We start from the raw sequence: 17,557 nt of genomic DNA, 5'->3' as shown, positions 1-17,557 counted from the left end.
GAAGCTGTGCAGCATGTCGCTCGGTTCCGTCCTCACCGCGATCGTCACCCCGTTCGACGACAACCTCGCCGTCGACGAGGAGGCGTTCGTCGATCTCATGCACCACCTGGCCGCGCACGGCTCGGACGGCTTCGTGGTCTGCGGGACCACCGGCGAGGCCTCCACCCTGGACGACGACGAGCACCTGCGGGTGATCGAGCTGGCCTGCCGGCACCGCCCGCCGGGCGCCACGATCGTGGCCGGCACCGGCTCGAACAACACCCGGCACGCCTGCCACCTCACCGAGAAGGCCACCGGGCTGGGCGTGGACGCGGTGCTGTCGGTGACCCCGTACTACAACAAGCCCAACCGGCGCGGCATCCTCACCCACTACCGCGAGGTCTCGGCGGCCACCGACAAGCCGATCGTGCTGTACAACATCCCGTCCCGGGTGGTCATCGACCTGCCCAACGACCTGCTCGCCGAGCTGGCCCAGATCGAGCGCATCGACTACGTCAAGCAGGCCAACAACGCCAACCTGGCGCAGGTGGACGGGCTGGGCCTGTACGCGGGCAACGACGAGATCTTCGCCCGCACCCTGGACCTGGGCGGCTGCGGCGGCATCCTGGTAGCCAGCCATGTGATCGGCGAGCAGATGCACCGGATGGTGGACGAGCCGGCGCGCCGCGCCGAGATCGACGCCTCGCTGCAGGCTGTCTACCGGGCGATGAGCGTGACCAACCCGGTCTCGGTCAAGGCGGCGCTGAACCTGCTCGGACACCGCGTCGGCGGCCTGCGGCTGCCGCTGGTGGCCGCCGACGAGGCCGAGACGGCGGCGGTCCGCGCCGCGCTGGAGAGCGTCGGCCTGCTCTCACCGACCCCGGCCGGCGTCACCGGCTGAGCCCGCGTCCCGGCCGGCAGACGGAGCCGGCGTACAGCGTCGTCCGCACCGCCAGCACGCACACCGAGGCGCACATCAGCACCACCACCGGTGCCAGCGGCGCCTCCAGCGCCACCCGTCGCACGAACGGCAGCTGGGGCAGCAGCAGTGCCGCCGCGGCCACCAGGTGCGCCAGCACGGCGAACGCGCAGCTCCCCGCCAGGCCGAGCACCACGGCCCGGGGCGAGCGGCCGCGCCTGGCCGCCAGCCGGAGCAACACCCAGCCGACGGCGGCGACCAGCACCGCGCCGCCGTTCACCACGTCGTGGACCGAGCACAGCCACGCCGGCCCGGCCGGGCGGTCGGCCGATCCCGAGGTGGCGAACATCAGGTCCCACAGCGGGCTCCCGAAGCCCATCGCGACCAGCGGCAGCAGCAGCCGGCGCCCCAGCGCGCGGACCAGCACATCCTGGTAGGCGTCGCGCAGCTGGGGGACGGTGCCGAAGTCGGCCGCGGCGCGCGCCTTCGCCTCGACGAGCGTCATCCCCGCGCCCAGGTAGCCGGACACGGCGTCGGACAGGCCGTCGCGGGCCTCGGCGATCAGGGTGCGGCGTTCCCGGCGCGGGCCGAGAAGCTCGGCGTCGAGATCGGTGAGCAGGTCCTCGACCGGGTCCGGCGTCACGGCGCGGGCACCTGCCACCGGTCACCCCCGAGGAACCCGTCGATGACCCGGTGGAACTCCCGCCACTCGGCGCGCTGGCCGGACAGCGCGTGCCGGCCCGCCCTGGTCAGCTGGTAGGTGCGGCGACGGCGGCCGCCGACCGTGCTCCAGCTGCCGGAGATCCACCTGGACGCCTCCAGCCGGCGCAGCGCCGGGTAGACGGTGCCGGTGGGCAGGTCCAGCGCGCCGCCGCTGCGCCGTTGCAGCGCTTCGATCACCGCGTAGCCGTGCAGCGGCCCCCGCTCGAGCACGGCCAGGATCAGCGCGTCCAGGTGCCCGCGCACGCCGTCCGGTTTCATAGGTAGGGAGTCTATCTGTCAGGCGTGTGGGTCGGTCAGCGGAAATATCGATGTATACGCAGACTGTCTACATATAGGTTGCCGGACATGACGGTTAACCAGGCACGATCGACCAGGTCCCAGGTCGCCCGAGCCGCGCTGTGGGCGCTGCGCGTCGGGGTCGCGGTGCTGCTGATCACCGTGCTCGGCCAGGGGCTGCTCGCCAGCCGGTACATCGGCGGGGACTTCACCGCGCTCAAGCAGCACTCCCAGAACGCCGCCTTCGTGGCCTACGCGGCGGCGGCGGTGCTCCTGGCGGCGCTGGTCCACTGGATCGCCGGGGGCCGGTTGTGGCCGGTCCCGGTGTCGGTCGCGTTGCTCGGGGGAACGGTGCTGCAGTTCCGGTCCGGGTTCGAGCGCATCGTCCCGCTGCACGTGGCGCTGGGGATAGCGCTGGTGGCCGCGACCAGCGCGATGGTCGTCGCCGCCTGGCGCCCGGGTGCGTCCCGGTGAGCCGGCCGAACCGGCGGCGGTTCCTGGGGTTGGCCGGCGGCGCGGCGGCGGTCGCCGGGCTGGGCGGCTACGCGCTGCTCGGGTCCGGCAACCCGCCCGGCCAGACCGCCGCCCTGGTGCGCAGCGCCGTGCCGCTGCCCGAACCGTTCACCGTGCCGCTGCCCGTCCCGCCGGTCCGCCGGCCGGTGAACGGGCGCATCGACATCGTGCAGCGGGTGGCCGAGGTGGAGATCCTGCCCGGCCGGCGCACCCGGATCCTGGGCTACGACGGCGTCTTTCCCGGCCCGACGGTGGAGACCCGGTCCGGGGAGCCGGTCACCGTGACGCACCACAACCGGCTGCCGGTGCCGACGGCCACCCACCTGCACGGCGGGCACACCCCGCACGACAGCGACGGCTGGCCGCTGGACCTGGTGGTGCCGCCCGGCTGGCGGCCCACCGGGCACTCGATGCCCGGCGACCTGAGGGTCGGCAGCCGGGAGTACGCCTACCCGATGCGGCAGCGGGCCGCCACGCTCTGGTACCACGACCACCGGATGGACTTCACCGGCCCGCAGGTCTACCGGGGACTGGCCGGGTTCCACCTGGTCCGCGACGCCGAGGAGGACGCGCTGCCGCTGCCGCGCGGCGACCGTGAGCTGCCGCTGCTCATCTGCGACCGCGCGTTCACCGCCGACGGCCAGTTCAGCTACCCCTCGGTGGACCCGTCGCTGCGTGCCGTCCCGGGGGTGGAGCCTGCCTGGATGGAGGGCGTGCTCGGCGACGTGATCCTGGTCAACGGCGCGCCCTGGCCGGTCGCCGAGGTGGACGCGGCCCGCTACCGGCTGCGCCTGCTCAACGCCTCGAACGCCCGCCGCTACCGGCTCGCGCTGGAGCCCGGCGGACGGTTCACCCAGATCGGGTCCGACGGCGGCCTGCTCGCCCGCCCGATGCGGCACGTCGAGTTCGACATCGCGCCCGGCGAGCGGTTCGACATGGTGGTCGACTTCGCCGAGTACCCGGTCGGCACCGAGGTGACGCTGGTCAACCGGCTGGAGACCGGGCCGGCCGGGCTGGTCATGCGCTTCCGGGTGGCCCGGCGCGCCCGCGACGACTCGTCGGTGCCGCGCCAGCTCACCGAGATCGAGCAGCTCCGCCCCGCCGAGGGGGCGGTGCGCCGGGACTGGCAGATCACCCGGGGCGCGGTCCCGAAGCCCGGCCGGGGCACCGACACCAACTGGATGATCAACGGCCAGCGCTTCGACCCGGCCAGGACCGACGCCGCGCCGGCGCTCGGCGAGGTGGAGCTGTGGCGGGTCTACTCCGACCTGCACCACCCCGTGCACCTGCACCTGGATCCGTTCCAGGTGGTCGGGAGGGGCGCCCACGGTCCCGGCCCCGGCGACACCGGCTGGAAGGACACCGTGGACCTGCGCCCCGCCGAGCAGGTCACGCTGGCCGTGCGGTTCACCGACTATCCCGGCCGCTACGTCATGCACTGCCACAACCTCGAACACGAGGACATGGCCATGATGTGCGTCATCGCCCCGACCGGGGCCGGCGCCTAGGCCATGTTTAAGAAGCCCCTGATCGCGGTCTTCGCGCCCAGGCGGCCCCTGGCGGCGTTGGAGGCAAGCCCGGGTACAACCCCGGTACCCGGGCTCACCTCCGCCTTGCCATGAGCCACCTGGATCACGAAGCCCATCGCCCTGGACTTCTTAAGCACGGCCTAGTCGAGCAGGGCGGCCAGCTTCTTCGGGGCGATCAGCCGGTAGGCGTCCCGGACGATCTCGTCGACCTCCGTCCAGTCCACCGTGCCGACGTCCAGGTACACCCCCAGCCAACCCCGGACACCGACGTAGGGAGGCACGAAGAAGCGGCCGCCGTCCTCGGCGACCAGCGCGTCGCGGTCCTCGGCGTTGGCCTTGCACCAGAACGCCACCCGGTCGTCGTGGTGGCGGCCGGCGAACATCACGAACACCTTCCTGCCGCGCACGAACCAGGTCGGCTCGCCGTGGCTGAGCCGCTCGGTGGCCTCCGGCAGCGCCATGCACAGCGCGCGCAACCTGCCCAGCGCGCCGTCCAGCACGGGGTCGGACTCGCTCATCGGTGCATCCTCGCAGGCCGCTGGCGGTTGCCGGTCAGGCAGGCGAGGTGGTCCAGGCCGGCCGCCGACGGGCTGCCGGCGGGGGCGGTGTAGGTGACCAGGTGCTGGTCCGGCGCGCCGGGCACGGCCAGCGACTCGTAGTCCAGGGTCAGGCGCCCGACCAGCGGGTGGTCCAGCTCCTTGCGGCCGTGGCCCCTGCCCTCGACGTCGTGGCAGGCCCACCACAGCCGGAACTCGGCGCTGGTGGCGCGCAGTTCGTCCACCAGCGCGGTGATCACCGGGTCGTCCGGGTAGCGGCCGGCGGCGACCCGCAGGTGCGCCAGCTCCGTCCTGGCCATCTCCTCCCAGCGGACGTACAGCCGGCGGGCGGCCGGATCGCGGAACCCGTGCCGCACGATGTTGCGCTCGCCGGCCGGGCAGGCGTCGAAGTCGGTGATCAGCGCGGCGGCCATGCCGTTCCAGGCGAGCACCTGCAGCCGCCGGCCCACCACGAACGCGGGGGTCGTCGGGTTGAGCAGCTGCAGCAGCCGGTGCACGCTGGGCCGGACGTGCTCGCGGTGGCCGGCCCGGCGCGGCGCGGGCTCGTCCCTGGCCAGGGTGAACAGGTGGTCGCGCTCGTCGTCGCTGAGCCCGAGCGCGGCGGCCAGCGACTCCAGCACGCCGGTCGAGGGCCGGACTCCGCGCCCCTGTTCGAGCCGGACGTAGTAGTCCGCGCTGATGCCGGCGAGGTGGGCGAGCTCCGGGCGGCGCAGCCCGGGCGTGCGGCGGCGGCCGGTGGCGGCCAGGCCGACGTCCTCGGGACGGATCCGGCCCCGGCGGGACCGCAGGAAGTGGCTCAGCTCCGTTCGGGTGGGCACCCGGCCAGCCTCGCCGGCCGGCGCGCGGCGTTCAAGGGCTTGGGTGGTACGGCCAGGACCAGTCACGGGGTGACCGGGCACGGTTGGGCGCTGGCTAAGCCGGCCGCGCGCCGCGAGTGTGACGCGGTGACCTCGTTCTCCCCCCGACTCTGGGCGGCATTGACAGTCCTCGCCGCGACGGTGGCCCTCGATATCGGCAGCGTGGCGGTGGTGAATCCGGCATTGCCCGCGATCGGGCGTTCACTGGGCATGGACGACGCATTGCTGCAATGGACGACCACCGGTTACGGAATCGCCTTCGCGGGGTTTCTGCTTTTCGGCGGCCGGCTGGCCGACGTCTACAGCCGCAGGCTGGTGTTGGCGTTCGGGGTGGGGATATTCACCGCCGGCGCGTTGGCCGCTTCCGTCGCGTCGACGGCATGGGTGCTCATCGCGGCCAGGGCGGTGCAGGGCGTCGGCGCGGCGGTCTCGGTGCCCTCGGCCATCGCGCTGCTGTCCCAGACGTTCCCGGAAGGGCCGGCGCGGAACCGGGCGTTGGGCGTCTACACCACCGTCGGGGCCGCCAGCTTCGGCGTCGGGCTGGTGCTGGGCGGGGTCCTCACCAGCGCGTTCGGCTGGAGCTCGGTGTTCGGTGCCAGTGCGGCGATGGGCGTGTTGGTGCTGGTCGCGGTGCGTTTCGTGCTGCCGGGTCCGGCGGCCGGGCGGGCGCGGGTGCTGGCGCTGGATGTACCGGGGGCGGTCCTGGTGACCTCGGCGATTGTGGCCGTGAGCGTCGCGGTGAGCCAGGCGGGCACCGGGGCGGCGGTGGCGTTCGTGGTGCTGGCGGCCGGCTTCGTGGCATGGGAGCGGCGCGCGCCCGAGCCATTGTTCCCGGTGGGGATCCTGCGCTCGGGGCCGGTGCGCGCGGCCACCCTCTCCGGCGGGCTGTTCTTCTTCGCGCTCAACGGGTTCCTGTTCTTCGCGCCGCTGTACATGCAGGGCATTCTCGGTTTCTCGGCATTGTGGTCGGGTCTTGCGGTGTTGCCGATGAGCGTCCTCGTTGCCGTCGGGTCCACCGTTGCCGGGCGGGTGATGAACCGGTTCGGTCAACGCCGTGTGCTGGTCGTCGGCCTGGTCCTGATGGCCGTCGGAATTGTCAGCTGGATACGGACGCCGCTGGCCGGGTCGTACTGGACGTATTTGTTGCCGGGAATCGTCGTCATGTCCGTCGGCCAGGGATTGGCGTACACCGCGCTCACCGCCGCGTCCCTGACCGGGGTGGCCCCCGACCGGCACGGCGTGGCCGGTGCGTTCAACATCACCGCCCAACAGGTGGGCGCCGGCGTCGGCGTGGCGGCGCTGGTCGCCATCGCCGGCGGCGGCCCGGGTGACGGCCCGGCGGCCCGACTGGACGGCTACCACACCGCCTACCTGACGATCGCCTGCCTGCTCGCACTCGGCGCGGCCGCCGTCGTACGGCTGCACCGCCCGTGAAACCGCTGGTCAGAGGCCGTGAGTGGTTAGCGTTGTCATAGCAACGCTAACCACTCACGGGTCTTGACCTCGGGGTTTACCGGCGTGCGAGCGCGTCCCAGGCGAGGGCGGCGGCGCCGACCAACGCGCCGTCCTGGGCGAAGCGGGCGAGCATGAGCTCGGGCGGGAAGGGGGCCGCGCGGTTCAGCAGGCGCGCCAGTGCCGGCAGGACCACGTCCGAGGACTCGGCAAGGCCGCCGCCGACGGTGATCCGCTCGGGGTCGACCAGGATCGCGGTGTTGGTGACGTGCACGGCCAGTTCGTCGAGCGTCTCGTCCAGGAACGCCCGCATCGCCGGGTCGGTCGCGGCCAGGGCGAACACCGACGCGGCGTCGCCGTCTCCGCCGTATGCACGTCCGCGCCGGCCCAGGCCGCCGCCGCCGACGCGTTCCTCCAGCGGCGCGTGACCCTGGTGCGGGCCGAGCCTGTCCCCCGGATCGACGACGTTGTAGCCGATCTCGCCGGCGGCGCCGTGCGCCCCGGTCAGCACCGCGCCGTCGACCAGCACGCCGACCGCGATCCCGGTGCCCAGGTTCAGGTGCAGGCCGGTGTGCACGCCGCGCAGCAGCCCCCAGCGGGCCTCGGCCAGGGTGGCGGCCTTGACGTCGGTGGCGCACAGCGCGGGCACCCCGAGCGCGGACTCGAACCGTTCTTGCAGCCGCAGCCGGGACCAGCCGGGCACGTTCGGCGCGAGCAGCACCCCGTCCGGGCGGACGATCCCGGGGCTGGCGACCCCGGCGGCGGCCAGCCGGTCCGCGCCCGCGTCGGCGATCAGGGCCTTCGCGGTGTCCAGGGTGCGGACCAGCGCCTGTTCGGCGCCGCGCTCGGGGTGCATGGCCAGCCGCTCGGCGGCCAGCGTCCGGCCGGCCGCGTCCATCGCGGCCACGCTGGCCTTGGTGCCCCCGAAGTCCACCGCCAGCACGAAGCGTTCGGTCACGTGGCCTCGCGCCTGGCCACCGAGTCGATCGCGACGGCGACCGCGAGCACCGCGCCGGTGACCATGAACCGCACCGAGGAGTCCACGTTGAGCAGCAGCATGCCGTTCGTGATCGACTGGATCACCAGGATGCCCAGCAGCGCGGCGTAGGCCCGGCCCCGGCCGCCGAACAGGCTGGTGCCGCCGATCACGGCGGCGGCGATCGCCATCAGCAGGATGTCGCTGCCACCCGAGCTCTGGTTCACCGCCGCCAGCCGCGACGCCGCCAGCATGCCGCCCACCGACGCGAGTGCGGACGCCCCGACGAACGCCATGATCCGCACCGCCGTGACGTTGATCCCGGCCCGCCGCGACGCCTCGGCGTTGCCGCCGACCGCGTACATCCGCCGGCCCCACACCGTGCGCCGCAACGCCAGGTCCAGCCCGATCACCAGGCCGCCGAAGATCACCAGCGTGAGCGGGACGCCCCGGTCGGAGTTGAGCACCAGCACGGCGGCCGCCAGCAGCACCGCCAGCCCGCCGGAACGCGCGACGACCCAGCCGAGCGAGGACACCGACAGCTCCGCCCGTACCCGCAGCCGCCGGGTGACCAGGGTCGCCGCCAGGTGCGCCCCGACCAGCACCACCGCCAGCGCCCAGCCGACCGCCGGCGGCAGCCAGGTGTCGGACAGCAGCGCCACGCCCCGGTCGAACGGGAGGTTGACGGTGCCCTGGCTGCCCAGCAGGTAGAGCAGCAGGCCCTGCCAGCCGATCAGCCCGGCCAGCGTGACCACGAACGACGGCATGCTCAGCTTGGTCCGCATCAGCCCGTGCACCAGGCCGATCGCCGCGGCCACGACCAGCGCGCCGAGCACCGCGAGCACCGGGCTCCAGCCCTGGCGCACCGCGAGCAGGGTCATCACCACCGCGGCCAGCCCGCTCACCGAGCCCACCGACAGGTCGATCTCGCCGAGCAGCAGCACCAGCACGACGCCCAGCGCGATGGTGCCGGTGGCGGCCATCTGCAGGGCCAGGTTGGTCAGGTTCTCCGGGGAGAGGAAGTGCTCGTTGAGCGAGGAGAAGATGACGGCGATGAGGACGAGACCGACGGCGACCGGGACCGAGCCGAGGTCACCCCGGCGCAGCCGTTCCCTGGCGGCCTCCAGCAGGCCGGGGCGCGGGGCCGTCTCCGCGGGGGGTGGCGCGGGTGTGACGGACGGCTTGCTCACGACGTCGTCGCGCGTCGACGGCCCACTCATTGGGCGCCTGCCCCGGTGATCGCGGCCACGATGTCCTCCTGGCTGGCCTTCGCGGTCTCGAAGGTGCCCGCGTTGCGCCCCAGCCGCAGCACCACCACCCGGTCGCTGACCGCGCGCACGTCGGCCAGGTTGTGCGAGATCAACAGCACCGCGAGCCCGCGCCGGCGCAGCCGCCCGATCAGCTCCAGCACCTGCGCGGTCTGCTCGACCCCGAGCGCCGCGGTGGGCTCGTCAAGGATGACCATCTTCGGCTCGCCGAGCAGGGCGCGCGCGATCGCCACCGACTGGCGCTGCCCGCCGGACAGCGACGCGACGGGCGTGCGCACGTCCGGGATCCTGACGTCCAGCGAGCCGAGCAGGTCGCGGGCCCGCCGCTCCATGCCGATCTCGCCGAGCACCCCGTACCGGCGCGCCTCGGCGCCCAGGTGCAGGTTGGCCACCACGTCCAGGTTCTCGCACAGCGCCAGGTCCTGGAACACGGTGGTGATGCCCAGCGCCTGCGCGTCCTGCGGGCGCTGGATCCGCACCGGCTCGCCGTCGAAGCGGATCTCCCCCGCGTCCGGCGTGAGCGCCCCCGAGACCACCTTGACCAGCGTCGACTTGCCCGCGCCGTTGTCGCCGACCAGCGCGACCACCTCGCCGGCGCGCACGTCGAGGTCGACCCCGTCCAGCGCGCGCACCGCGCCGTAGCGCTTGGATGCGCCCCGGACCGAGAGCACAGGCTGCTTCTCGGCCCGGGGCGCTGGCTGGGGAGTGGGGCCGGTGTCGGTCGCGGTGGGGGTCACCGCAGCCCGGCCTGCGCACAGGCCGAGCCCACATCCGCCGTGCAGATCTGGTCGGCCGTGTAGAAGCTGTCCTTGACGATGGTGTCCTTGATGTTGGACTTGGTCACCACCAGCGGGTCGAGCAGGAACGACGGGATGTCCGCCGAGCCGTTGTTGGAGGTCGTCGGGGCCGGCGGGCGCTCGCCCTTGGCCAGCGAGACGGCCAGCTCGGCCGCCTTCTCCGCCTGCTGGCGGATGTTCAGGTAGACGGTCATGGTCTGGTCGCCGGTGAGGATCCGCTGCACGGCGGTCAGCTCGGCGTCCTGGCCGGTCACCGGGGGCGGCGTCGGGTAGCCGGCGCGCTTGATCGCGGTGACCGCGCCGCTGGCCATGCCGTCGTTCGCGGCGTAGATGCCGATCACCGAGTCCCGGCCCAGCGCGGTGATGGCCTGCTCGGTCTCCTGCTGGGCCTTGTCCGGGCTCCAGTCCGGGGTGTCGAACTCACGGCCGATCTTGACCTTGCCGTCCAGCGCCTTGTGCGCGCCCTTCTTGTAGTCCCCGGCGCTCGGGTCGGTGGGCGCGCCGTTGAGCATCACGATCTGGCCCTTGTCGGTGGTGCCGCGCCGGTTCAGCTCGTCCAGCAGCGCCTGGCCCTGCACCTCGCCGACCTTCACGTTGTCGAACGAGACGTAGTAGTCGTAGCCGATGCCGGAGATCAGCCGGTCGTAGGCAACCACCGGGGCCTTCTTCTGCTTGGCCTGGTTGACCAGCGGCGCCACCGCCGAGGCGTCCACCGCGTCCAGCACCAGCACGTTCGCGCCCTGGGTCAGCGCGGACTCGACCTGGCCCTGCTGCTTGGCCGGGTCCTGGTCGGCGTTGGCGTAGAGCACCTTGCAGCCGGCGCAGAGCTGCTTGACCTTCGCCTCGAACAGCGGCCTGTCGAACGCCTCGTACCGGGTCGTCTTGGACTCCGGCAGGAACAGCGCGATCGTCGCCGAGGTGCCGCCGCTCCCCTGGGCGCCACCGCCGCCGGCCGGCTGACCGCCCCCGGAGCCACAACCGGCGGCCACCACCACGAGCGCCGCGGCCGTCACAGCCATCACGAGTCGTCGTTGACGCATGGGTTCACCCTCTGGACGGAGTTGCGGGGCGCCCGATTGAGCGTTGGTAAGAAAGGTAGTTTACTGACGCGGTGGGTGTCCAGCATGAGCAACCGCCGGCCGTGGGGGGCCGGCGGCCGCTCCGGGGCAACCCACAGCTGCTGCGGACGATGAACGAGCGGCTGTTGCTCGCGCACTTCCTGGAGCACGGACCGTCCTCCCGGGTCGAGCTGGCCAAGGTCACCGGGCTGTCCAAGCCCACGGTGTCCTCGGCGCTGGCCGGGCTGGAGGCGGCCGGGCTGGTCGAGCTGGTCGGTTCGCTGTCCGGGCGGCCGGGGCCGACCACGGCGATCTACGACATGAACGCCCGCGCCGGGCTGGTCGCCGGGGTGGACATCGGCCGGGACTGGATCCGGCTGGCCATCGCCGACCTGCGCGGGGAGTTCATCGGGCGCGCCGACGTGCACAACTCCGCGCGCTCGTCGGCCGACCTGGTGCGGCGGGTGCACACGCTGGCGCACGAGGTGGCGGCCTCCGCCGGGGTGGACTGGTCGACGATGAGCTACGCCGTGATCGGCAGCCCCGGCGTGCTCGACCCGGCCACCGGACGGCTCTCGCTCGCGCCCAACCTGCCCGGCTGGGGCCGCGCCGGACTGGTCGACGAGCTGCACGCCGCGCTCGGCGTCCGGGCCGCGATCGAGAACGACATCAACCTGGCCGCGGTCGGCGAGCTGGCGTTCGGCGCCGGTCGCGGGGTGCGCAACTTCGTGCTGGTCTCCATCGGCACCGGCGTCGGCATGGGGATCGTGATCAACGGCGAGCTGTACGTCGGCGGCAGCGGGGCGGCCGGCGAGGTCGGCTTCCTCCCGTCCGCCGACGGCGACGTGACCGAGCCGGACTCCCGCCAGCACGGCATGACCGAGTCGGTGGCGTCCGCGGGCGGGGTGGCCAGGGCCGCACGCCGCGCCGGGCTGACCGCCCGCTCGGCCAAGGAGGTGTTCGCCTCGGCGGCCGCCGGGGAACCGAAGGCGCGGGAGATCGTGCTCGCCGAGGGGCGCAGGATCGGCGCGCTGATCGCGGCGGTCACCGCGATCCTGGACCCGGAGCTGGTGGTGCTCGCCGGCGGCGTCGGACGCAACCTGGACATGTTCGACGAGGCGATCACGCGGCGGATCGCCGAGCTGAGCCCGCTGCGCCCGCGCATCGTGGCCAGCGAGCTGGGCGACAGCGGCGTGCTGCAGGGCGCCGTGGCCCGCGCCCTGGACACCGCCCGCGACCTGGTCTTCGACCGGCGCACCCAGGCCGGCTAGGCGGCTAGGCGGCTAGGCGGCGACCGGGGCCAGGCCGACCAGCTCGGCCATCCGCGCGGTGGCGTTGGCGAAGAACTCGTCGGTCGGGTCGACGCTGCCGACGAGCTGGCCGAACAGCTCGAAGCTGATCATGCCGAAGAGCTGCGTCCAGGCGATCAGGGCGCAGGTCAGCACCGGGGCGGGCAGCTCGGGCGCGACCGACGCGGCCAGCTCGCGCAGCTGCTCGGACAGCAGCGGGCCGGGCTCGGGGCGGTCCGCCGGCGGGGTGATCGAACCGGCCGCCCAGGCGTCACGGACCACGCCCACCAGCACCAGGGGCACCCGCGCCGCCTCCGGGACGGTGGACCGGGGCGCCTGGTAGCCGGGCACCGGCGAGCCGTAGACCAGCGCGTACTCGTGCGGATGGGCGCGGGCCCAGTCTCGGACCGCCGCGCACACGTCCAGCCAGCGCCGGACCGGGTCGAGGTCGGACCGGTCGGCCTTCTCCGCGGCGGCCCCGACCGCGCCGTACGCGTCAAGGATCAGCGCCGTGAGCAGGTCGTCGCGGCTCGGGAAGTACCTGTACAGCGCGGAGGACACCATGCCGAGCTCCCGGGCCACCGCGCGCAGCGACAGCCCGTTCGGCCCGGACTCGGCCAACTGCCGGCGCGCCTCGTCGGCGATCTCCCTGGTCAGCTCGGCGCGGGCGCGCTCTCGGGCGGTACGGGCGGCGTTCATGCGCCTCAGCATGCCCCGTGGGAGAGCGCTAGTCAAATACGAGAGCGCTGCTCTTGACATGACGCACCGGTTGCTGTTCACTGCTCTACATCGAGAGCAGTGCTCTCATTCGGACAGGGAGAATGACAGTGAACATGAACGCCCGATACCTCGAGGTGTCCCGCTCGACCAGGATCTTCAACACGGTCGTCGCCGCCCTGACCCGCGCCGGGGTCAGCGTCTGGGGCTCGCGTGTACTGCGGGTACGCGGTCGCACGAGCGGCGAATGGCGCAGCACCCCGGTCAACCTGCTCACCCACGGCGGCGCCTCCTACCTGGTCGCACCGCGCGGACACACCCAGTGGGTGCGCAACATGCGCGCCGCGGGCGGCGGCGAGCTGGCGGTCGGACGGCGGGTGGAACGGTTCACCGCCGTCGAGCTGGCCGACGCCGACAAGCCCGACCTGCTGCGCGCCTACCTCCGGCGCTGGAAGTTCGAGGTCGGCGTGTTCTTCGACGGGGTCGGCCCGGACGCCTCCGACGACGAGCTGCTGCGCATCGCGCCCGGCTACCCCGTCTTCCGGATCACCACCGCATCATGATCCAGAACTCGGTCAGGACGAACTGGCTCGTGGTCGCGCTGTGCTTCCTCCCGGTCTTCATGGACGGGTTCGACACCAGCGCGCTGGCACTGGCGATCCCCGCCCTCGCCGGCGACTGGGGCCTGGTTCCGGCCGCCTTCACGCTGCCGCTGGTGGCCACGAGCGTGGGCGTCGTCGTCGGGTACATCGCGTCCGGGTGGGCGGCGCGCGGGATCGGCCGGCGGCGGCTGCTGATCGGCAGCTCGGTCCTGTTCTCGGCGGGCACGCTGGTGACGGCGATGGTGCTGCCCACGCATTCGGTCGAGGCGGTGACACTGGTGCGGCTGGTGACCGGGCTCGGTTTCGGCGGGGCGTACCCGTCGGGGGTGGCGTTCGCGACGGACTTCAGCTCGAAGCGGCAACGCCAGGTGGTGCCGTTGCTGGTGACGCTCGGGTTCGCGGCCGGCGCCACGGTGGCCGGCGTCGCCAGCCAGCAGTTGATCACGATGTTCGGCACCGAGGGGCTGTTCTGGTCGGCCGGAGTGGTGTCGGGCGCGACGGCGCTGCTGCTGGTGGCGTTCCTGCCCGCCGAGCGCGCTCCGGTGGTGGGCGAAGGCCGTCGCACCGAGCGGGTGGCCCAGCTCTTCGAGCGAGCCGTGCGGCTGGACACGCTGCTGCTCTGGACGTTCGCGTTCCTCGCCTTCCTGGTGTCCACGGCGCTGACGTCATGGGTGCCGGTGCTGCTCGGCCAGCTCGGGTTCGGCGCCGCCGAGGCGCCGCTGGGGCTGGCGTTCGTCTACCTCGGCGCCATCGCGGGCGGGGTGGCGGTGATCCCGCTGGCCGCGCGGCTGGGCATCGGGCGCACGCTGGTCGTGCTGCCGCTGCTCGGCGCGCTGTGCCTGGTGGCGATGGCGGGCGGGAGCGCCGGCGGCGTGGCGTTGCTGATCCTGCTCGCCGGGGCCGGCGCCGGGATCAGCGGCAGCCAGAGCGGCCAGCTCGGGATGGCGGTGTCGCTGTACCCGCCCGAGCACCGGACCACGGGCATCGGGTGGGCGTCCGCGCTGGGCAAGGCCGGTTCGATCGCGGGCCCGAGCGTGGCCGGGATCATGCTCGGAACCGGGTCGTCGGCGGGCACGATCTTCGCCGTCGCGGCGGCCGGCCTGGCCGTCGCCATCGGGTGCGCCGTGCTGCTGTGGGTCAGGACGCGAGGCAGGACGGCGGCCCGGTGAGTGGCTCAGTGCGTGGCTCAGCGGTCCACGGCGTTGCGCAGCGGGCGCCCGGCCAGGAACGCGGCCAGGTTCTCGGTCACCAGGGCGGCCGCCCCGCGCGGGCGGCCGCCGGCGGTGTGCGGGGTGATGATCACGTTCGGCAGCGTCCAGAGCGGCGAGTCGGCGGGCAGCGGCTCGGTGCGGAACACGTCCAGCGCGGCGCCCGCGATCCGGCCCGCGCGCAGGGTGTCGACCAGCGCGTCCTCGTCGACGGTGCTGCCCCGCCCCACGTTGACCAGCCAGGAGCGGGCGGGCAGCAGCGCGAGCAGCTCGGCGCTCAGCGCGTTCGCGGTGTCCGGGGCGTGCGGCAGGATCATCACCAGCACGTCCGTGCCCGGCAGCAGCGCGGGCAGGTCGGCGGCGGCGCGCACCGGGTAGCCGGCCCGCTCGCCGGCGCGCCGGGCCACCCCGGTCACGGTGGCGCCGAGCGCGGTGAGCAGCGGCGCGAGCGTCTCGGCGATCGCGCCGAACCCCCAGATCAGTACGTTCGCCCCGTGCAGCGTCTCCAGCCGGCCGTCGGCGCGCTCGACGCGCGGGCCGCCCAGGTCGGCGCGCCACCGGTGCTCCGGCTGCGCGGCGACGAGCAGGTGCAGCCCGCGCAGCCCGGCGAGGATCAGCGCGAGCGCGTGCTCGGCCACTGTGTCGTCGTGCAGGGAACGCCCGGAGGTGATCGCCACGTCCGGCGCGAAGCCTGCGGCGAGCACCTCGTCCGGCCCGGCGGCGAGGCCCTGCACCCAGCGCAGCTTGGTCAGCCGGTCGGCGGCCTCCCGCATCAGCTCGGTGGTGCTCCCCCAGGACACCAGCACCTCGGCGTCGTGGTGCTCGGCCGGGATGGGCAGCCTGGGGTCGTAGCCGACCACCGTCACGTCCGCCGGAGCCTCGGGCAGACCGTCCACGTTCGTCGGGTAGAGAAGCTTCACCAGACCTCCGGATCGCGCTGAAGTACGCGGACGATCCTAAAGAACCAGATCAGGCGAACAGCATGCCGGCGGTCAGCCCGGCGAGCAGGAAGACGGCCACGAGCGCGATCCGCAGGTGCACCGAGAAGGCGAAGCTCGACCGGCCCCGGGTGCACTGGCGGCCGGAACGGTGGGCCCGCCAGTAGGCCACGTGGTCGGCCAGCGTGAGCCGGTCGTGGCGGCGCGCCACCCGTCGGAGCCTACGACCGGCTCGCCGGCTGGCGCCGCTGGGGCGGATCACCAGAGCCGGTCGCTGCGCGACGAACGAGTCCCGGTTCGGGTACATGGTGAGTCGAAGATAAGTGCCCTCAGCTCGTTGCGGGGCCACCCACACGGGTGGAAAGCCTTACCTCACTCGGGTGCGGATTCCACACCGTCCGACAGGTTCGCCACATCGGCCCACCCGGTCACGATCGACCCATCCATCACAGGAGCGAACGCCCATCACGCTCAGCGATCAACGCGTCGCACTCCGTAAGGCACTGTTATATAGCTGGTCAAACGTCCGTGATCAACACGGCTCGCGGCGTCACACCCGCCCCATCCGTCACGACCATGACATCGACCCCGGCGCTCGCCGTGACCCGGGGAGCCGGTCACGCCGAGCCGCGAGGTCGTCATCGGTCGTTCGCGGGCGCATGTCCCAACCGCCGAGAAAAGTATCAGATTACCGACTGTTGTCTCCGTCACCACGCGGGTCACCACGCCACAAAACGCGCCCTGCTACCGTCGACCCTGAGATAGTTGACCGAAACCATCGACTATCGGCCGAACACGGTGACGAACCGGCCACCGTCCACGAGGGGTTCTCCACATGGCTGATGCGCCCGCACGCACGCCGTCCTCGTGTTGTCCGTCCGGCCGCTGTCGCCGGTAACCCCGGCCGCCCACCACTGCCGAACCGCCCAGCGTCGCGCGCGCCTGCCCGCACGTGTCATGGCGGTGGTACACGATGGTACGAACCTCAGTGAATGAAAGGGAGAACCGGTGAAGAGGACATCACGGCCGAAGGGGCTGTTCCTGGCGGTCGTCGCGATCGCGGTGGCGGTCTCGGCGGCCTGCTCGGCGCCGGGGTCCAGCTCGTCGGCGACCACCGTCAAGATCGGCGTGGCGAACGCCCAGCAGGGCTTCTGGCAGGTCTTCCAGCGCAAGGCCAAGGACCAGGGCATCGACGTCCAGCTGGTCAACTTCACCGACTACAACCAGCCCAACCCGGCGCTCTCGCAGAACCAGCTGCAGCTCAACGAGTTCCAGCACATGCAGTACCTGGCCAACTACAACGTGCGCAACCACGACACCCTGCGCCCGATCGGCGCCACCGCCGTGTACCCGCTGCCGCTGTACTCGCGCAAGCACCGCTCGGTGGCCGAGGTCCCGGCCGGCGGCCAGATCGCGATCCCCAACGACCCGACCAACCAGGCCAGGGCGCTGCTGGTGCTCCAGGCGGCGAAGCTGATCACCCTCAAGGGCGGCGGGAACGCGCTGTCCACCCCGAACGACATCGACACCGCCGCGTCCAAGGTGACGGTGGTCCCGGTGGACGCGGCGCAGACGGCGGCCAACCTGCCCAGCGTGGACGGCGCCGTGACCAACAACGACTACGCGACGCCCGCCGGGCTCGGCCCGAACGACACGATCTTCACCGACGACCCCAACAGCGCGGCGTCCAAGCCGTACATCAACGTGTTCGTGGCCCGCGACCAGGACAAGAACAACCCGACCTACCTGAAGCTGGTGCAGATCTACCACGACCCCGAGGTGGAGGCCGCCGCCAAGAAGGACCTCGGCGCCACCACCGTGTTCAAGAACAACGACGCGGCGGACCTGCAGGCCACCACGGCGGCGCTGGAGGACACCATCCGCAAGACCGTCGGGTAG

At 72.9% G+C, this 17,557-nt stretch carries 19 protein-coding genes; 8 read left to right on the top strand and 11 right to left on the bottom strand.

Annotated elements, in window-relative coordinates; translation table 11 throughout:
• Nucleotides 1-13: 13 nt before the first annotated feature.
• Nucleotides 14-880, top strand: coding sequence for a 4-hydroxy-tetrahydrodipicolinate synthase (dapA, locus tag N912_RS0112555; protein ID WP_028922704.1), 867 nt, complete (start codon nucleotides 14-16; stop codon nucleotides 878-880).
• Here dapA and N912_RS60255 read toward each other — a convergent pair.
• Both N912_RS60255 and N912_RS0112545 read right to left on the bottom strand, forming a co-directional pair.
• Complete coding sequence (locus N912_RS60255) at nucleotides 870-1,541, bottom strand: permease prefix domain 1-containing protein (RefSeq protein WP_156993471.1); 672 nt, start codon at nucleotides 1,539-1,541, stop codon at nucleotides 870-872. The genes dapA and N912_RS60255 overlap by 11 nt on opposite strands.
• Nucleotides 1,538-1,879 carry a PadR family transcriptional regulator gene (locus N912_RS0112545; protein WP_028922703.1) on the bottom strand — a complete coding sequence of 114 codons (342 nt, stop codon included), beginning with the start codon at nucleotides 1,877-1,879 and terminating at the stop codon, nucleotides 1,538-1,540. The genes N912_RS60255 and N912_RS0112545 overlap by 4 nt, the downstream gene beginning before the upstream one ends.
• A gap of 87 nt (nucleotides 1,880-1,966) precedes the next feature.
• Here N912_RS0112545 and N912_RS60250 point away from each other — a divergent pair, with 87 nt between their 5' ends.
• Both N912_RS60250 and N912_RS0112535 read left to right on the top strand, forming a co-directional pair.
• Nucleotides 1,967-2,371 (top strand): hypothetical protein, encoded by a 405-nt coding sequence (locus N912_RS60250; protein WP_156993468.1) that lies wholly within the window; start codon nucleotides 1,967-1,969, stop codon nucleotides 2,369-2,371.
• Nucleotides 2,368-3,918 (top strand): multicopper oxidase family protein, encoded by a 1,551-nt coding sequence (locus N912_RS0112535; RefSeq protein ID WP_028922702.1) that lies wholly within the window; start codon nucleotides 2,368-2,370, stop codon nucleotides 3,916-3,918. The genes N912_RS60250 and N912_RS0112535 overlap by 4 nt, the downstream gene beginning before the upstream one ends.
• A gap of 161 nt (nucleotides 3,919-4,079) precedes the next feature.
• On the opposite strand, the gene N912_RS0112525 is transcribed toward N912_RS0112535, so the two are convergent.
• Together N912_RS0112525 and N912_RS51435 are read right to left on the bottom strand one after the other, a co-directional pair.
• On the bottom strand, nucleotides 4,080-4,457 hold the full coding sequence (locus N912_RS0112525; protein ID WP_051580102.1) for an MmcQ/YjbR family DNA-binding protein: 378 nt from the start codon (nucleotides 4,455-4,457) through the stop codon (nucleotides 4,080-4,082).
• Nucleotides 4,454-5,314 carry a helix-turn-helix transcriptional regulator gene (locus N912_RS51435; RefSeq protein WP_037064271.1) on the bottom strand — a complete coding sequence of 287 codons (861 nt, stop codon included), beginning with the start codon at nucleotides 5,312-5,314 and terminating at the stop codon, nucleotides 4,454-4,456. Before N912_RS51435 ends, N912_RS0112525 begins: the two co-directional genes overlap by 4 nt.
• Before the next feature lie 69 nt (nucleotides 5,315-5,383).
• On the opposite strand from N912_RS51435, the gene N912_RS0112515 reads away from it, so the two are divergent.
• Nucleotides 5,384-6,787 carry an MFS transporter gene (locus N912_RS0112515; protein WP_211261222.1) on the top strand — a complete coding sequence of 468 codons (1,404 nt, stop codon included), beginning with the start codon at nucleotides 5,384-5,386 and terminating at the stop codon, nucleotides 6,785-6,787.
• Nucleotides 6,788-6,863: 76 nt separating this feature from the next.
• Here N912_RS0112515 and N912_RS0112510 read toward each other — a convergent pair whose 3' ends face one another.
• From N912_RS0112510 to N912_RS0112495, 4 genes are read right to left on the bottom strand one after another with little or no spacing between them, the layout of a single operon-like run.
• Nucleotides 6,864-7,763 (bottom strand): ROK family protein, encoded by a 900-nt coding sequence (locus N912_RS0112510; protein WP_028922699.1) that lies wholly within the window; start codon nucleotides 7,761-7,763, stop codon nucleotides 6,864-6,866.
• On the bottom strand, nucleotides 7,760-8,971 hold the full coding sequence (locus N912_RS0112505) for a sugar ABC transporter permease (protein ID WP_211261221.1): 1,212 nt from the start codon (nucleotides 8,969-8,971) through the stop codon (nucleotides 7,760-7,762). Before N912_RS0112505 ends, N912_RS0112510 begins: the two co-directional genes overlap by 4 nt.
• A 26-nt stretch (nucleotides 8,972-8,997) precedes the next feature.
• Nucleotides 8,998-9,786 (bottom strand): ATP-binding cassette domain-containing protein, encoded by a 789-nt coding sequence (locus N912_RS0112500; RefSeq protein WP_084210835.1) that lies wholly within the window; start codon nucleotides 9,784-9,786, stop codon nucleotides 8,998-9,000.
• Nucleotides 9,783-10,865 carry a sugar ABC transporter substrate-binding protein gene (locus N912_RS0112495; RefSeq protein ID WP_211261220.1) on the bottom strand — a complete coding sequence of 361 codons (1,083 nt, stop codon included), beginning with the start codon at nucleotides 10,863-10,865 and terminating at the stop codon, nucleotides 9,783-9,785. Before N912_RS0112495 ends, N912_RS0112500 begins: the two co-directional genes overlap by 4 nt.
• 170 nt (nucleotides 10,866-11,035) lie before the next feature.
• Between N912_RS0112495 and N912_RS0112490 the strand changes: the two genes are divergently transcribed.
• Complete coding sequence (locus tag N912_RS0112490; protein ID WP_051580286.1) at nucleotides 11,036-12,175, top strand: ROK family transcriptional regulator; 1,140 nt, start codon at nucleotides 11,036-11,038, stop codon at nucleotides 12,173-12,175.
• Nucleotides 12,176-12,187: 12 nt separating this feature from the next.
• Here the strand turns inward: N912_RS0112490 and N912_RS0112485 are convergent, their stop codons facing one another.
• Complete coding sequence (locus tag N912_RS0112485; protein WP_028922694.1) at nucleotides 12,188-12,892, bottom strand: TetR/AcrR family transcriptional regulator; 705 nt, start codon at nucleotides 12,890-12,892, stop codon at nucleotides 12,188-12,190.
• A gap of 134 nt (nucleotides 12,893-13,026) precedes the next feature.
• Between N912_RS0112485 and N912_RS0112480 the strand changes: the two genes are divergently transcribed.
• Nucleotides 13,027-13,473, top strand: coding sequence for a nitroreductase family deazaflavin-dependent oxidoreductase (locus N912_RS0112480; RefSeq protein ID WP_028922693.1), 447 nt, complete (start codon nucleotides 13,027-13,029; stop codon nucleotides 13,471-13,473).
• Entirely contained in the window at nucleotides 13,470-14,681 is a 1,212-nt protein-coding gene (locus N912_RS0112475) for an MFS transporter (RefSeq protein WP_037064267.1), read from the top strand. The genes N912_RS0112480 and N912_RS0112475 overlap by 4 nt, the downstream gene beginning before the upstream one ends.
• A 17-nt stretch (nucleotides 14,682-14,698) precedes the next feature.
• Here the strand turns inward: N912_RS0112475 and N912_RS0112470 are convergent, their stop codons facing one another.
• Entirely contained in the window at nucleotides 14,699-15,640 is a 942-nt protein-coding gene (locus N912_RS0112470; RefSeq protein WP_028922691.1) for an NAD(P)-dependent oxidoreductase, read from the bottom strand.
• A gap of 49 nt (nucleotides 15,641-15,689) precedes the next feature.
• A complete protein-coding gene (locus tag N912_RS0112465) occupies nucleotides 15,690-15,869 on the bottom strand; it encodes a hypothetical protein (RefSeq protein WP_156993465.1) in 180 nt (59 codons plus the stop codon).
• A 797-nt stretch (nucleotides 15,870-16,666) separates the two neighbouring features.
• Here N912_RS0112465 and N912_RS0112460 point away from each other — a divergent pair.
• A complete protein-coding gene (locus tag N912_RS0112460; protein WP_028922689.1) occupies nucleotides 16,667-17,557 on the top strand; it encodes a MetQ/NlpA family ABC transporter substrate-binding protein in 891 nt (296 codons plus the stop codon).

The organism is Actinospineispora acaciae DSM 45401 (assembly GCF_000620785.1).
In the GTDB taxonomy this organism is placed as follows: Bacteria; Actinomycetota; Actinomycetes; order Mycobacteriales; family Pseudonocardiaceae; genus Pseudonocardia; species Pseudonocardia acaciae.
The sequence above is the reverse complement of the archived record's forward strand: the minus strand, read 5'-3'. Positions and strand labels throughout refer to the sequence as shown.

Bases quoted from the DNA above. Each gene is read 5' to 3' on its own strand.
- dapA (WP_028922704.1), top strand. From the start codon at position 14: ATGTCGCTCGGTTCCGTCCTCACCGCGATCGTCACCCCGTTCGACGAC.
- N912_RS0112545 (WP_028922703.1), bottom strand. From the start codon at position 1,879: ATGAAACCGGACGGCGTGCGCGGGCACCTGGACGCGCTGATCCTGGCC.
- N912_RS60250 (WP_156993468.1), top strand. From the start codon at position 1,967: ATGACGGTTAACCAGGCACGATCGACCAGGTCCCAGGTCGCCCGAGCC.
- N912_RS0112525 (WP_051580102.1), bottom strand. From the start codon at position 4,457: ATGAGCGAGTCCGACCCCGTGCTGGACGGCGCGCTGGGCAGGTTGCGC.
- N912_RS0112495 (WP_211261220.1), bottom strand. From the start codon at position 10,865: ATGGCTGTGACGGCCGCGGCGCTCGTGGTGGTGGCCGCCGGTTGTGGC.
- N912_RS0112490 (WP_051580286.1), top strand. From the start codon at position 11,036: ATGAACGAGCGGCTGTTGCTCGCGCACTTCCTGGAGCACGGACCGTCC.
- N912_RS0112485 (WP_028922694.1), bottom strand. From the start codon at position 12,892: ATGAACGCCGCCCGTACCGCCCGAGAGCGCGCCCGCGCCGAGCTGACC.
- N912_RS0112480 (WP_028922693.1), top strand. From the start codon at position 13,027: ATGAACGCCCGATACCTCGAGGTGTCCCGCTCGACCAGGATCTTCAAC.
- N912_RS0112475 (WP_037064267.1), top strand. From the start codon at position 13,470: ATGATCCAGAACTCGGTCAGGACGAACTGGCTCGTGGTCGCGCTGTGC.